We start from the raw sequence: 13490 nt of genomic DNA, 5'->3' as shown, positions 1-13490 counted from the left end.
CGGCTCCATTAGCCAGATCTACAGCATGAAGACTTTGCCCGAGGCTTGCCCGAAGCGCAGCCAGGTCGAGAAATGCAAAACGGCGACCCGAAGGCCGCCGTTTTCAGGGTTCTCATCAGCCTGTCAGGCGCCGCGACGACGGTTTCGGCGGGAGCCCTCCTGGCTGCCCGATTCGGATGCGGTCTTGTTGCGCAAGGGTCCGATCCGCTCGACGATGACGTCAAGGGTCGGACGTGGCCCTGGCGTATAGTCATCAAGCGCCGCACGCATCGCGGCCAGATGGTTGCAGGAGGTGCCGCAGCAGCCGCCGATAATCTTCGCACCAGCGTCGCGGGCAAGCCGCGCATAATCGGCCATCAAAGGCGGCGTGCCGGAATAGAAGATCTCGGTGCCGCGGAATTCCGGAATGCCGCAATTGCCCTTGACGATCACGGTCGCCTCCGGATTGGCAGCGGTCATGTCGAGGAGGCTGGCCAGGATATCCGAAGCGCCCACGCCACAATTGGCACCAACGGCCAGCGGGCCCGCTCCGATGTCGCCAGCAACGCCATGGATGTCTTTGGGGTCAAGGCCCATCATCGTCTTGCCGGCCGTATCGAAGGAGCCTGTGAATGTGTAGGGCAGACCAACTTTTACGGCGGCCTCCGCCGCGGCCCGGATTTCCTCCGGCGAAGACATGGTCTCGATCCAGGCGACATCCACGCCGCCGGCCTTCAGGCCTTCCATCTGCTCGACGAAGGCAGCAACCGCTTCATCATAGGTCATGGCGCCGAGTGGGACCAGCAATTCGCCGGTCGGGCCAACCGAGCCGGCAACGATGACCTTGCGCGGCGCTTTGTCAGCGACAGACCGCGCGATCTCGGCGGCCTTTTTGTTCAACTCATGCACGCGGTCCTGCGCATGGTGGAGCTTCAGACGATGGCGCGTGCCGCCGAAGGAGTTGGTCAGAATGATATCCGCACCGGCATCGACAAAGTCCTGATGCAGCTTGACGATCTTTTCCGGCTGCGCATCGTTCCAAAGCTCTGGTGCTTCGCCTGCTTCGAGACCCTGAGCGAACAGGTTGGTGCCTGTCGCGCCGTCGGCGAGAAGCACGCCTTTTTCAAAAAGGAGATCGGTAAGCGGATTGGACGGGCTGGCCATGACGGATCCTCAAAATTGTTTGATAGATCATATAAAGAAGTCCTTATGTCCTTACAATCGCTAAAAACGACAACGGCCCCGCCATGAAGGACGGGGCCGCGTGATATACGCGACAAGGCTTCTTATTCGGCGGCGATCTGATGATCTTCATGGCTACGCGGCGTGACCATGGCAGCAATGATCTGCTGCAGGTCAATACGGCCGATCGGCATTCCCGCATCATCGACGATCTGGGCCGAAGTCTGACCGACTTCCGTCAACTGCCGGGCGGCCGCCTCAAGTACGGTCGCCCGTGGCAATTGCAGGCCATCGCCCTGAGCCGGTGAGGGGGACATGATGGTGTCGACACGAATGACCCGTCCGCGGTTCACTTCCTTGACGAAGGCGGAGATGTAGTCGTCGGCCGGTTGCAGGACGATGTCCTGGCCGGTGCCCTGTTGGATCACTTCGCCGTCCCGGAGGATGGCGATCTTGTCGCCGAGGCGCAGGGCCTCATCGAGATCGTGGGTGATGAAAACGACGGTTTTCTTCAGTTCCTGCTGCAGATCCAGCAGAACAGTCTGCATGTCGACGCGGATCAACGGGTCGAGCGCGGAATAGGCTTCGTCCATCAACAGGATGTCGGCATCGTTGGACAGTGCCCGCGCCAATCCGACACGCTGCTGCATACCGCCGGAAAGTTGGTTCGGATAATGACCTTCAAAGCCGGCGAGGCCGACGCGATCAATCCAGCGCCGACCGATTTCTTCGCTCTTCGAGCGGGGCATGCCCTGGATATCGAGACCGTAGACGGTGTTTTCGAGCACGGTGCGATGGGGCAGGAGGGCGAACTTCTGAAAAACCATCGCCGTCTTGTGGCGACGGAATTCGCGCAACTCGGTCTCTGACATCTGACAGACATCGACGCCATCATAAAGGACTTCGCCAGCGGTGGGATCGATGAGCCTGTTGATATGGCGGATCAGCGTCGACTTGCCAGAACCGGAGAGCCCCATGACGACCGTGATGCCGCCGGCCGGCATCGAAATGTTGATATCCTTGAGACCGAGGACATGTCCGTGCTTCTCATTGAGCACGGATTTGGACATACCCGCTTTCACCGCATCGATATGCGCTCGGCCATTCGGACCGAAGATCTTGTAGAGATTGCGGATTTCAATGCCGTGACTAGCCATGGACGACCTCCGTGTGGCGCTGAAGGCGCTTGCCGTAAGCCTGGCTGGCGCGATCGAAGATGATGGCGATGGCAACCAGCGCAAAGCCGTTGAGGAAGCCGATGGTGAGGAACTGGTTTGAAATGGCCTGCAATACGTTCTTGCCCAGACCACCGACACCGATCATCGACGCAACGACGACCATGGCGAGTGACATCATGATGGTCTGGTTGATGCCGGCCATAACGGTCGGAAGCGCCAGCGGGATCTGCACATTCATCAGCTTCTGACCAGGCGAAGAGCCGAAGGCGTCTGCGGCTTCGAGCACTTCGCGGTCGACGAGCCGAATACCGAGATTGGTCAGTCTGATCATTGGCGGCACGGCATAGATGACGACTGCAATCACGCCGGGAACCTTGCCGATCCCGAAAACCATGACGACAGGGATAAGATAGACGAAGCTCGGCAGCGTCTGCATGACGTCGAGGATCGGATTGACGATCGACTGGGTCCGGTCGGAGCGTGCCATGAGGATGCCAATCGGAATCCCGATGGCGATGGCAAGCAGCGTCGAGACCGTCACGATGGCAAGCGTCACCATCGTATCCTCCCAGAGGCCGACGAAACCGATGAACAGCATGCCGATAATGGTCAGCGCGACGATGCGCATGTTGCGGCTGGTCAGATAGACGATGACGACCATCGCCAGCAGGAAAACAAACCAGGGCGCATTGACGAATAGCGCCTCAAGCCAATTGAGAAAGAGCTGCAGCGGATGCGTCAATGTATCGATGACATTGCCATAGGCCCGCACGAAACCCTTGAAACTGTCGTCGACCGATTTTCGGACACCGCGCATCAGGGTGTCGTCGATCTCCGGAAACCGGCAGAGCAGTTCCGGTAGGAAATTGCATAAAGTTGAAGCCATTATAGTCCCCTTGCTGACCCCTCGCTCACTGGCAACGCTTGGGTTCGGCGACGCCCCTCTAGGAGTTCGTCGCCTCGCTGCGCGGCTCGGGTTGCCCAGAGGCTAACCGAGTTCCAAGGTAAGTTTCATGCCGAATGCGACGTTGGGTGCCGTCGATTGGCGCCAGTATCCGGCATACGTCGCGCCATAGAGAGCTCGGCGGGCTGGATGCCCGCCGAGTCTGTTCATCAAGCTTAAAGCGCTGCCTTGACCTTCTCGGCAACTTCAGGAGCGACCCAAGTGGACCACATCTCCGGGTAGGTTTCGAGGAAGTGCTTCGCGCCGTCCTCGTTGGTGCCCTGGTTCTCATCCATCCAGGCCAGAACCTTGCCGACGGTGCCATTGTCCCACTTGCGGGTCTTGACATAGTCCATCGCAACGCCAGCCTTGGTGGCGAAATCCTTGGTCACGACCGTGTAGACGTCGGAAACCGGATAGGCATTCACCTTCGGATCCGGGCAGTCCGGGATGGCGGTGCAGGCATCCCATGCGGCCTTGTCGTGTTCGACGCCGAAGGAGAGCTTCACCATTTCGTACTTGCCGAGGATCGCGGTCGGAGCCCAGTAATAGCCGAGCCAGCCCTTCTTGTTTTCGAAGGCATTGGCGATCGAACCATCAAGGCCGGCGGCCGAGCCGGTGTCGATCAGGTCGAAGCCCTTTTCCTTGGCGCCGACGGCGCGATAGAGGTTTGCGGTCGAAACCTGGCAATTCCAACCCGACGGGCAGTTGGTGATTGCAGCCTTGGTTGCATCTTCCGGTGCCGGGAACAGTTCCGGGTGGTTCAGTGCATCCTGCACCGTCTTGATATCCGGGTTAGCATCGGCGATGAACTTCGGAATCCACCAGCCTTCAACGCCACCGTCGGAAAGCAGTGGGGCGGCCTGGATCAGGCGACCTTCGGCAATGGCCTGGTCGAGCGCCGTGCGCACGGCGTTGACCCACATTTCGGGCGCCATGTCAGGCTGACCCTTTTCGTTCATCGATGCGAAGGTCGGCATGGTATCACCGGTGACGACGGTGACCTTGCAGCCATAACCGCTTTCCAAAATGATCTTGTCGACATAGGCGGCGACACCGGCCGATGCCCAGTTCATTTCGGCGATGGAGACGTCACCACATTCGGCGGCCTGGGCCGAACCGGCAGCGGCATAGAGACCAGCGGCGAGGATGGTGGACGCGAGGAGCTTCTTCATGGAGTTAAGACCTCCCAGTCTTATTGTGCAGCGTTCAACGGAACGGGCAGACGCGGCTACTGCTTACCGCACTGCCAATGATTGCTCTTGATCGGAACGCGTACCGGCTATCATCCGGATGCGCAGTCCCGGCACGACCGGCCCTTGTCTTGAGAGGCATCACGCCTGTTCGAGCTCGTATCGCAAAGCAAGCCTACGTTTTTGAACTGAGAAATCAACCTCCCGGCGGGCAACCCTCCATCGAGAGGCCGGCTTCAGGCAGGTGCGCGCGACGAAATTTGCCGCAATTTCGCGTGCGTTATTCAGCGATCCGCTCAATAGGAGGGCATTTGCGCCTGTGAGGCCAAATGCTCGCGACGCCCGCAGTCTCAGAAAAGACGTGGATTGTCTCAAGGACGCCAATATCGGACATGGCCGGACCCATGCTGAGACCGACAAAAAAATCAGAAAAAAATTTTGAAAGCGACGACGCTAACCGTCCGGTAACACCTGGACCATTAGATCAGGCGGTCGGACAAAGCGCCGACGACGCTCCCGGCTTCCAGTTGTGCGTACCGGGTGCGTCAGTTTTTCAGTCGCTGAGGCAATGCCTCATAGAGCGACCGGCCTTTAAGGCGCGGATTTCAGATTTTCTTCAAACCGAAACGGCTGCGCAGGTTCAGCACTTCCCAGCGCGCAACAGTGTGCTGCTGTGGAGCGCGGCCATTCCAGGCGATGGCCAACCTATTGCGGTTCTCAAGGATGTAGAGCATGGGTGTTTCCTCGTCACTGCCTGCCGCGTTTCTCGGGCTGGCTTTCGCAGCGAGATAGTCCTTTGCCGAGGGCTGCGCCAGAGCACAATCCGTCATGACGCGTCGCAAAGAGACAACTGCGGTGAAAGTCGGCGCGGCAGGCTGTCGCAGCGACGCAATTGGACCAGTCTCTCGACGGATCCTCATGCGAGGCAGTACTTATTAGGGCATTTTCGTGGCGGCGCGAACAGGACATCGACGAATGACAAAAGCCATAATGTTACAAGGAACGGGATCGGATGTCGGAAAGACGATACTGGTCGCGGGCCTCTGCCGTCTGGCGTCCAATCGCGGCTTGAATGTTGCCCCCTTCAAGCCGCAGAACATGTCGAACAACGCGGCCGTCTCGGATGATGGGGGCGAGATTGGCCGGGCACAATGGTTGCAGGCGCTGGCCGCCCGCACCAAGTCCTCGGTCCACATGAACCCCGTGCTCTTGAAGCCGCAAAGCGAGACCGGCAGCCAGATCATTCTGCAAGGCCGTGTCTTTGGGCAGGCCAAGGGGCGCGACTACCAGAGGCTGAAGCCGCAGCTTCTATCCGCGGTGCTCGAAAGCTATGCAATCGTCGCGGAAGGCCGCGATCTGGTGATTGTTGAAGGGGCCGGCTCGCCGGCCGAAATCAATCTGCGCGCCGGTGACATTGCCAATATGGGCTTTGCCACGCGGGCCAAGGTCCCGGTCGTGCTGGTCGGCGACATCGATCGTGGCGGCGTTATCGCTTCGCTGGTCGGCACGCACACGATCCTGCCGGAAGAGGATCGCCAGCAGATTGCCGGCTATATCATCAACAAATTCCGTGGTGATGTCAGCCTGTTCGATGACGGACTGAAGGCGGTCGAAGCCTTTACTGGTTGGCCGTGCTTTGGCGTCGTGCCCTGGCTGAAATCGGCCGGACGGCTCCCGGCCGAGGATTCGGTCGTGCTCGAGCGGTTGGTGCGGGCCACTGGTGGCGCTTTGAAGATTGCCGTGCCAGTATTGTCACGCATCGCCAATTTCGACGACCTCGATCCGCTCGCCGCCGAGCCGCAGATCGATCTCGTCTATGTGCGGGAAGGCGAGCGCCTTCCGGCCGATGCTGGTCTCGTGGTCTTGCCGGGATCGAAATCGACGATTGCCGACCTTCTGGAATTTCGCAGCCTCGGGTGGGATGCAGATCTCACCGCGCATGTTCGACGGGGCGGGCGGGTCATCGGTCTTTGTGGTGGATATCAGATGCTCGGCAAGACAGTGTCGGATCCGCTTGGGCTCGAGGGCGCCCCCCGTTCCGTGGAAGGGCTCGGCCTCCTCGACATCGCGACGGAAATGGCCTCGGAAAAAACCGTACGTAACAGTGCTGCACGCTCTCTCGAATATGACGTGGCCCTCAGCGGCTATGAGATCCACCTTGGCATCACCTCCGGCCCCGATTGCGTGCGTCCAGCCGTCAGTATCGAAAATCGACCCGATGGCGCAATGTCAGCCGACGGAAAGGTCGTTGGCACCTATCTGCACGGGCTATTTTCCAGCGACGCATACAGGGCAAAGCTGCTTGAAAGCTTCGGGATCGAGGGGGGAGCGCAAAACTATCGTGCGATGGTCGATCAGGCACTCGACGACGTCGCATCAGAACTGGAAGCGCGGCTATCACCCTCATGGCTGGCCAGCTTCCTCGACTGAAAACACGCTGAGCCTCAGCTGGCGGCCTTGGCATCCATCGGCGACGCCATCAGCTCACCGCCGCCCAGCGAATTGTTGGCGTATTTGAAAGCCAGAATGCTGAGCACCGAGGCAATCAGCACCACGAATATCCATCTCATCTAATTGCTCCTGCAATAAGGATGTTGAACGAGAATGCGGCAAAACCGGTTCCAGCCGCTGAAAATTATCGGTAAAATTTGAGAGTGATTGGCGAAATGAACCGAAATGCAACAGATTTGCCGCGCCGCCGCGAAATCATGGCGCGCATACACACATAAATTACAACCTGAAAGCGCATTTTGGCGGATGGGGTGGGATTCGAACCCACGGTAGGCTCTCACCTACGCCGGTTTTCAAGACCGGTTCCTTAAACCACTCGGACACCCATCCGGACGCTGGCGTTTATGCTGAAGTCGAGCGCGGTTGGCAAGTGTGATTATCACATCCGGCAAGTGCTTTTCTGGGTGCGGCGATTAACCTTTGGCAAACCATAAAATCAGATCGCGACCTCAGAAACTGTGGCTTTCCCAATTTGGTCATATTCGGCAGGCCTCTTGGCCCGCGAACGTTTTCGATCGCGCGCCACCAGTGGGGTACTGTGGTGCGCGTGTTCGATGTGATCAGAAGTGGGACACATGCATTCTTCAAGCTTCGGCCGGCTGGCCGCCGGTGGCAAATGGCTCGGGCTCATCATGCTCTGCGCCATGACAGCTTCCTGCACCTCGACCAAACAGGCGGCCGACAAGCCGAAGCGCTCGAAGGAATACTTTGCCGAATCCGTCTATGGCGTAAAGGCGAGTCCGCGCATGGTCACAAGCGGTCCCGTGCCCAAGGGCGGCGGTCGCTATCTGGTCGGCAAGCCCTACGTCGTCAAGGGCAAGACCTTCGTGCCAAAGGAAAATCCGGCTTATGACAAGGTCGGCATCGCGTCCTGGTATGGCGATGCTTTTCATGGCCGGATGACCGCCAATGGCGAGCTCTACGACAAAGAACATCTGTCGGCCGCCCATCCAACCATGCCCTTGCCGAGTTATGCCCGTGTCACAAATGTCAGCACCGGCAGTTCGGTGATCGTGCGGGTCAACGATCGCGGACCATTTCATCAGGGCCGGATCATCGACCTGTCTCGCAAGTCAGCCGACATGCTTGACATGGCCCATAGCGGCACCGGCGAGGTTCGCGTCCAGTATATCGGGCCAGCCCGCATGGATGGTCACGATATGCCCTATTTGATGGCCTCGTATGTCAAGAAGGGCAATCGCGGCCCGGTCATCGATCCAGCCGGCCAGATCGCAACGGGCGTCATGGTTGCATCGAACGACACCCGTATGCCGACGCCGAGCCTTCGTACCGCACTGGCAGGAACCACGCCAAGCGGCGGCACGGCAGGAACGCTCGACGCGCAACTGGCAGCACAGTCCATTCTTTCCCCCACCGCAACAGAGGGGTCAGAGGTTTTCGCAGCCCTCCCTGACTGGGGTCCGGTCCCAACTGCCCGGCCGCATTACGTTCCCGGTTATGACGGTACCGGATTTGCATCCGCCTATGCGGCAGAAAACGGCGGCGCAGCCAATCTTGCCTTTGATGCCATTCTCGTGCGCAATGAAGCTCTCACTGAGCGTTCGATTCTCTCTTCGGTCGCAAAAGGCGGCATTCGGCTGAGCAACAGCCGCTGATGCGCCTTGCGAGACGGGGCGGTGGCTTCGGTGAGCCTGCGGCCTTTTTTCCGCCTGCTTTCCGTAGCCGAAGAGTGATCATGCACCATCGTATTCTCCTAGCCCTTCTGCTTGCCATGTCGACCCCGTTGGGCTTGCCGCAACATTCGGCATATGCGCTCTCCGTCGAACCGCAGCAACTGATCGAAACGAAGGCAAGCCGCGTCTATCTGGTGGAATCCTCGACCGGCACAGTGCTTCTGTCCAAGAATGAAAAACAGAGCTTTGCGCCAGCATCACTTGCGAAGCTGATGACGCTGGAGGTGGTATTTGACGCTCTGGTCAAAGGTGAAATCCGCGAGGACACGGTCTACCCTGTCTCGGAGTTCGCCTGGCGAACCGGTGGCGCGCCATCGCGGACATCGACCATGTTTGCGGCATTGAAATCTCAGGTGCCGGTCGCAGACCTCGTGAAGGGGATTGCGGTACAGACAGCCAATGACGGCTGCCTGATTGTCGCGGAGGGGCTTTCGGGTTCAGAGGCGAAATTTGTCGAGCGCATGAACAGGCGGGCGGCTGAGCTGGGGCTGTCCGACAGTCGCTTCGGCAATGCGACCGGTCTTCCGCATCCCGAAAACCGCTCGACGCTGGTGGATCTGGTCAAGTTGGCCCGACATCTCCAGTCAACCTATCCAGACCTCTATGCGACATACCGCCTGCCGGAGTTCGAATGGAACAAAATCCTGCAGCGCAATCGCAATCCACTCTTGACCATGGGTGCTGACGGTCTTGGAACTGGCTTCTCCGAGGACGGCGGCTTTGCCATCGTCGCCTCGATGGAGCGCAATGGTCGACGGCTCTTTCTTGGCCTGTCCGGCATCGCGACCGACAAGGAACGGACCGAAGAAGCGACACGCCTCCTGAACTGGGGTTTCGACAGTTTCGAGATGCGCACGCTCTTTAAGGCCGGCGAAGTGATCGGTGATGCAAGCGTCTATGGCGGCGCGCAATCGACCGTGCAGCTTCAGACCGACAAGCCGGTTGAGGTTTATGTACCAATCAACAACCCCGACCGACTGCAGGCGCGCATCGTCTATCGCTGGCCACTGCGGCCGCCGGTCGCTGCAGGCCAGGAGATTGCCACCCTCAACGTACTGTCTGGCGAGCGCCCCTTGACATCGTTGCCTCTAAAGAGCGCCCAGTCTGTCGAACCCGGCACGCTTCGGCAACGCGCCGTCGATGCCCTGATAGAAGCGCTTTTCTTCTGGCTTTGAGGCGGTCATCCCCCTCGAATTTTCATGGGACGTCGACGTTCGGCGGTTCCGTTGCGTCCCATCTTGGTTTACAGCCCTTGAGCGTTGTGAGTTCGATCTGACGGGCGAAGTGTCTTGGACTGTCGAACTGCAACGGGTCCATTGCTGGCGGAAAGAGAGCAGGCATTGTCGAACGGACGCGGATTGTTCGTGACTTTCGAGGGAGGCGAGGGGGCTGGGAAATCGACCCAGATCCACCTGCTGGCCGAGAACCTGCGCCTGAAGGGCTTTCAGGTCGTTACCACACGTGAACCGGGCGGATCACCGGGCGCGGAAGCCTTGCGACATGTACTGCTATCGGGAGCTGCCGAACCGTTTGGTGTGCGCATGGAAGCGCTGCTTTTCGCTGCCGCCCGTGCTGATCACCTCGACTGCGTGATACGGCCAGCGCTTGCGCTCGGCCAGATCGTGCTCTGTGACAGATTTGTTGATTCCTCCCGTGTTTATCAGGGCGTCACCGGCAATCTCGAGCCGCCTCTGATGGCGGCTCTCGAGCGCGTCTCGATTGGCACGACGATGCCGGACCTGACCCTCGTCCTCGATCTGCCGGCAGAGATCGGGCTCCTGCGCGCGCGTCGCCGGGCAGATGCCACTGTTGAAGGCAGTGCGCCCGACCGGTTCGAAAAGGAGCGCATCGACGTGCACGAGATGCGTCGCCAGGGCTTTCTCGACATTGCCACACGGGAACCCGAACGCTGCCGCGTCATCGATGCGACGCTCGACGTTGAACGGATCGCCCGCGACATCCTCTCCGAAGTCACACTTGTGATGGCGCAGCGGAAGATATCGCTGAAGGGCGAAGAGACCGGCTTAGCTGGACGGGAAGGCCGTTCATGAGTGATGAGAGGGCAGGCGTTCTCGAAGGCGCAATTGCGCCAGTGCTCAACACACATCTCTTTGGCCATCGCGAGCAAGAGGATTTTCTCGCCCGCAGCTACCGTTCTGGCAAGGGTCACCATGCCGTCCTGATCGAGGGGCCGGAAGGTATCGGCAAGGCGACACTTGCCTTCCGCTTCGCCAACCACATTCTGCGGTACCCGGAACCATCTCTGGCACCGGACACGATTGCCGACCCGGACCCTGCTCATCCGGTAAGCCGCCAGCTTGCCTCCGGCGCAAGCCACAATCTGCTGCATCTGTCGCGACCGGTGGATGAGAAGACGGGCCGGGTGAAGAGTGCGATCACGGTGGATGAAGTCCGCAAGGCCGGACACTTCTTCGCCCAGACATCAGGGACCGGCAATTGGCGGATCGTTATCATCGATCCGGCGGACGACCTCAATCGCAATGCCGCGAATGCCATTTTGAAAATCCTGGAGGAACCGCCGAAGCGGGCGATGTTCCTCGTTCTGTCCCATGCCCCGGGCAAGTTGCTCCCGACAATCCGCTCACGCTGTCTGCCGCTCCGGCTGCACGAACTGTCGCCAACCGCCATGGATCAGGCACTGGGCGGCTTGGGCCTCACCATCCCCGCAGACAGACGCGACCAGGTCCTCTCACTGGCAAAGGGCAGCGTGGCGCGTGCGCTGAAGCTGGTAAACTATGGTGGCGCCGAGATTCTTGAGGCCTTTGAGGCCATGCTCGGCGCAAGTGGTCCGACCCAGCGCAAGATGATGTTCAAGATCGCCGATGCGCTCTCTGCCAAGGACAGCGATGTGGCCCATGGCTTCTTCATCGAGCATCTCGGTGACCACCTCGCCGAAACCGCCCGCCGGCTGGCGCTGTCCGGTGACCTCACGGGAGCCGACCACTATGCGCGGCTGACATCAACCATTGGCGAGCAGCTGACGGTCGCTGCTGCCTACAATCTCGACCGCAAGCAGACCATCCTCGACGTACTGGCGGCTGTGACCCGCTGATACCTTTGCACCCTGTCTGAAACGCGCAGACTTGCGCGGCATTGCAGCAAAACAATATTCCTAAAGGCACCGGAATGCTCTATGAGCGTTCCACCCCATTTGATTTTGCCGTGCGTGCTTGGCCCGTTTGCGGCCATCATCCGGCCGCTGATATCGCAACCGACGAAAAGACAATAAGAAGCCATGAGCGATCCCTACTACATCACCACTGCCATCTCCTATCCGAACGGCAAGCCGCATATCGGCCATGCCTATGAGCTGATCGCGACGGACGCCATGGCGCGGTTCCAGCGGCTCGACGGCCGCGACGTGTTCTTCCTGACCGGCACGGACGAGCATGGGCAGAAGATGCAGCAGACGGCGCGCGCCGAAGGGATTTCGCCGGAAGCGCTGGCTGAGCGTAACTCAAACGCCTTCCGCGACATGGGCCAGTTGCTCAACGCCTCGAACGACGACTTCATCCGCACGACCGAGCAGCGCCATCACCAGACGGTGCAGGAAGTCTGGCGCCGCATGGAAAAGAACGGCGACATCTACAAGGGCGGTTATGCCGGTTGGTATTCCGTGCGTGACGAAGCCTTCTACCAGGAAGAAGAGACCGAGTTGCGGGCGGACGGCGTGCGTTACGGACCGCAAGGCACGCCGGTCGAATGGGTGGAAGAGGAAAGCTATTTCTTCAAGCTCTCGGCCTATGAAGACAAGCTCTTGAAACTCTACGAGGACCAGCCGGATTTCATCGGCCCGAACGAGCGCCGCAACGAGGTGATCTCCTTCGTCAAATCGGGGCTGAAGGATCTCTCCATCTCCCGGACCACCTTCGACTGGGGCATCAAGGTGCCCGGCGACGACAAGCATGTGATGTATGTCTGGGTTGATGCGCTGACCAACTACATCACCGCGACGGGTTATGTCGAAGACGAAAACGGCCCGCGCGCCAAATACTGGCCGGCGGACGTGCATATCATCGGTAAGGACATCATCCGCTTCCATGCCGTCTACTGGCCGGCTTTCCTGATGTCGGCAGGCCTGCCGTTACCGAAACGCGTCTTTGCCCATGGCTTCCTGCTCAACAAGGGCGAAAAGATGTCGAAGTCGGTCGGTAATGTCGTCGATCCCGTTGATCTCGTTGGTCATTTCGGCCTCGATCAGGTGCGCTATTTCTTCCTGCGGGAAGTTTCCTTTGGCCAGGATGGCAGCTATTCGGAAGAGGGGATCGCAACCCGCATCAATGCCGACCTCGCAAACGGCATCGGCAATCTTGCGTCACGTTCGCTTTCGATGATCAACAAGAACTGCGAGGGCAGGGTGCCGACACCGGGTCCGCTTTCTCCGGAGGACGAGGCGATCCTGAAGGTGGCGGATGACGCCATTGCAATCTGCCGCGAAGAGATGGGCAAGCAGCAGATCCACAAGGCGGTCGCCGCCATCATCAATATCGTCAACGAAGCCGACCGTTATTTTGCGGCCCAGGCGCCGTGGGTCTTGAAGAAGACCGACGAGGCGCGCATGGGAACCGTGCTCTATGTGACGGCGGAAGTGGTGCGCCAGATCGCGATCCTGTTCCAGCCGATCATGCCGGCATCCTCGGCAAAGATCCTCGATCTCGTGGCGGTGGCCGAACACGATCGGGTGTTTGCGAAACTTGGTGTTGTCGGTCGTCTGACGCCGGGCTCCGAACTGCCGGCTCCATCGCCGGTCTATCCGCGTTACGTCGCGCCGGACGCGGCCAAGGCCTGA

The 13490-nt window shown here is 59.6% G+C and carries 12 protein-coding genes and 1 tRNA gene; 6 read left to right on the top strand and 7 right to left on the bottom strand.

Annotation, left to right across the window (positions count from 1 at the left end; all coding sequences use genetic code 11):
- Positions 1-123: 123 nt before the first annotated feature.
- The 5 genes from bmt to ACSV9I_RS02615 form a co-directional block, all read right to left on the bottom strand.
- Complete coding sequence (bmt, locus tag ACSV9I_RS02635) at positions 124-1143, bottom strand: betaine--homocysteine S-methyltransferase (RefSeq protein ID WP_054158567.1); 1020 nt, start codon at positions 1141-1143, stop codon at positions 124-126.
- Between the two features lie 122 nt (positions 1144-1265).
- Complete coding sequence (locus tag ACSV9I_RS02630; RefSeq protein ID WP_054158568.1) at positions 1266-2318, bottom strand: quaternary amine ABC transporter ATP-binding protein; 1053 nt, start codon at positions 2316-2318, stop codon at positions 1266-1268.
- Positions 2311-3225 (bottom strand): ABC transporter permease, encoded by a 915-nt coding sequence (locus ACSV9I_RS02625; RefSeq protein WP_054158569.1) that lies wholly within the window; start codon positions 3223-3225, stop codon positions 2311-2313. The genes ACSV9I_RS02630 and ACSV9I_RS02625 overlap by 8 nt, the downstream gene beginning before the upstream one ends.
- Before the next feature lie 233 nt (positions 3226-3458).
- Positions 3459-4457, bottom strand: coding sequence for an ABC transporter substrate-binding protein (locus ACSV9I_RS02620; RefSeq protein ID WP_054158570.1), 999 nt, complete (start codon positions 4455-4457; stop codon positions 3459-3461).
- 623 nt (positions 4458-5080) lie between these two features.
- Positions 5081-5209, bottom strand: a complete 129-nt coding sequence (locus ACSV9I_RS02615) for a hypothetical protein (RefSeq protein ID WP_306765480.1) — start codon at positions 5207-5209, stop codon at positions 5081-5083.
- Between the two features lie 241 nt (positions 5210-5450).
- Here ACSV9I_RS02615 and ACSV9I_RS02610 point away from each other — a divergent pair, with 241 nt between their 5' ends.
- Entirely contained in the window at positions 5451-6905 is a 1455-nt protein-coding gene (locus ACSV9I_RS02610) for a cobyric acid synthase (protein ID WP_438327015.1), read from the top strand.
- Positions 6906-6919: 14 nt separating this feature from the next.
- On the opposite strand, the gene ACSV9I_RS02605 is transcribed toward ACSV9I_RS02610, so the two are convergent.
- Positions 6920-7045: a hypothetical protein gene (locus ACSV9I_RS02605; RefSeq protein WP_306765481.1), complete on the bottom strand. Its 126-nt coding sequence runs from the start codon at positions 7043-7045 to the stop codon at positions 6920-6922.
- A 181-nt stretch (positions 7046-7226) separates the two neighbouring features.
- A tRNA-Ser gene (locus tag ACSV9I_RS02600) sits at positions 7227-7316 on the bottom strand.
- A 245-nt stretch (positions 7317-7561) separates the two neighbouring features.
- Here ACSV9I_RS02600 and ACSV9I_RS02595 point away from each other — a divergent pair.
- The 5 genes from ACSV9I_RS02595 to metG all read left to right on the top strand — a co-directional run bounded on the left by ACSV9I_RS02595 (position 7562) and on the right by metG (position 13490).
- A complete protein-coding gene (locus ACSV9I_RS02595; RefSeq protein ID WP_438327012.1) occupies positions 7562-8602 on the top strand; it encodes a septal ring lytic transglycosylase RlpA family protein in 1041 nt (346 codons plus the stop codon).
- 80 nt (positions 8603-8682) lie between these two features.
- Positions 8683-9855: a D-alanyl-D-alanine carboxypeptidase family protein gene (locus ACSV9I_RS02590; RefSeq protein WP_438327009.1), complete on the top strand. Its 1173-nt coding sequence runs from the start codon at positions 8683-8685 to the stop codon at positions 9853-9855.
- A 165-nt stretch (positions 9856-10020) separates the two neighbouring features.
- Positions 10021-10731, top strand: a complete 711-nt coding sequence (gene tmk / locus ACSV9I_RS02585) for a dTMP kinase (RefSeq protein WP_054158574.1) — start codon at positions 10021-10023, stop codon at positions 10729-10731.
- Positions 10728-11753: a DNA polymerase III subunit delta' gene (locus ACSV9I_RS02580; RefSeq protein ID WP_438327006.1), complete on the top strand. Its 1026-nt coding sequence runs from the start codon at positions 10728-10730 to the stop codon at positions 11751-11753. The genes tmk and ACSV9I_RS02580 overlap by 4 nt, the downstream gene beginning before the upstream one ends.
- Before the next feature lie 183 nt (positions 11754-11936).
- Positions 11937-13490 carry a methionine--tRNA ligase gene (gene metG / locus ACSV9I_RS02575; RefSeq protein WP_438327004.1) on the top strand — a complete coding sequence of 518 codons (1554 nt, stop codon included), beginning with the start codon at positions 11937-11939 and terminating at the stop codon, positions 13488-13490.

Source organism: Rhizobium sp. G187 (assembly GCF_051549525.1).
GTDB lineage: Bacteria > Pseudomonadota > Alphaproteobacteria > Rhizobiales > Rhizobiaceae > Allorhizobium.
This window is presented reverse-complemented; position numbering and strand designations above follow the sequence as displayed.

What these genes read in the sequence shown, in the direction of transcription:
- ACSV9I_RS02580 (WP_438327006.1), top strand. Translation starts at nt 10,728, where the DNA reads ATGAGTGATGAGAGGGCAGGCGTTCTCGAAGGCGCAATTGCGCCAGTG.
- ACSV9I_RS02595 (WP_438327012.1), top strand. Translation starts at nt 7,562, where the DNA reads ATGCATTCTTCAAGCTTCGGCCGGCTGGCCGCCGGTGGCAAATGGCTC.
- ACSV9I_RS02625 (WP_054158569.1), bottom strand. Translation starts at nt 3,225, where the DNA reads ATGGCTTCAACTTTATGCAATTTCCTACCGGAACTGCTCTGCCGGTTT.
- ACSV9I_RS02590 (WP_438327009.1), top strand. Translation starts at nt 8,683, where the DNA reads ATGCACCATCGTATTCTCCTAGCCCTTCTGCTTGCCATGTCGACCCCG.
- bmt (WP_054158567.1), bottom strand. Translation starts at nt 1,143, where the DNA reads ATGGCCAGCCCGTCCAATCCGCTTACCGATCTCCTTTTTGAAAAAGGC.
- ACSV9I_RS02630 (WP_054158568.1), bottom strand. Translation starts at nt 2,318, where the DNA reads ATGGCTAGTCACGGCATTGAAATCCGCAATCTCTACAAGATCTTCGGT.
- ACSV9I_RS02610 (WP_438327015.1), top strand. Translation starts at nt 5,451, where the DNA reads ATGACAAAAGCCATAATGTTACAAGGAACGGGATCGGATGTCGGAAAG.
- ACSV9I_RS02620 (WP_054158570.1), bottom strand. Translation starts at nt 4,457, where the DNA reads ATGAAGAAGCTCCTCGCGTCCACCATCCTCGCCGCTGGTCTCTATGCC.
- ACSV9I_RS02615 (WP_306765480.1), bottom strand. Translation starts at nt 5,209, where the DNA reads ATGCTCTACATCCTTGAGAACCGCAATAGGTTGGCCATCGCCTGGAAT.
- metG (WP_438327004.1), top strand. Translation starts at nt 11,937, where the DNA reads ATGAGCGATCCCTACTACATCACCACTGCCATCTCCTATCCGAACGGC.
- ACSV9I_RS02605 (WP_306765481.1), bottom strand. Translation starts at nt 7,045, where the DNA reads ATGAGATGGATATTCGTGGTGCTGATTGCCTCGGTGCTCAGCATTCTG.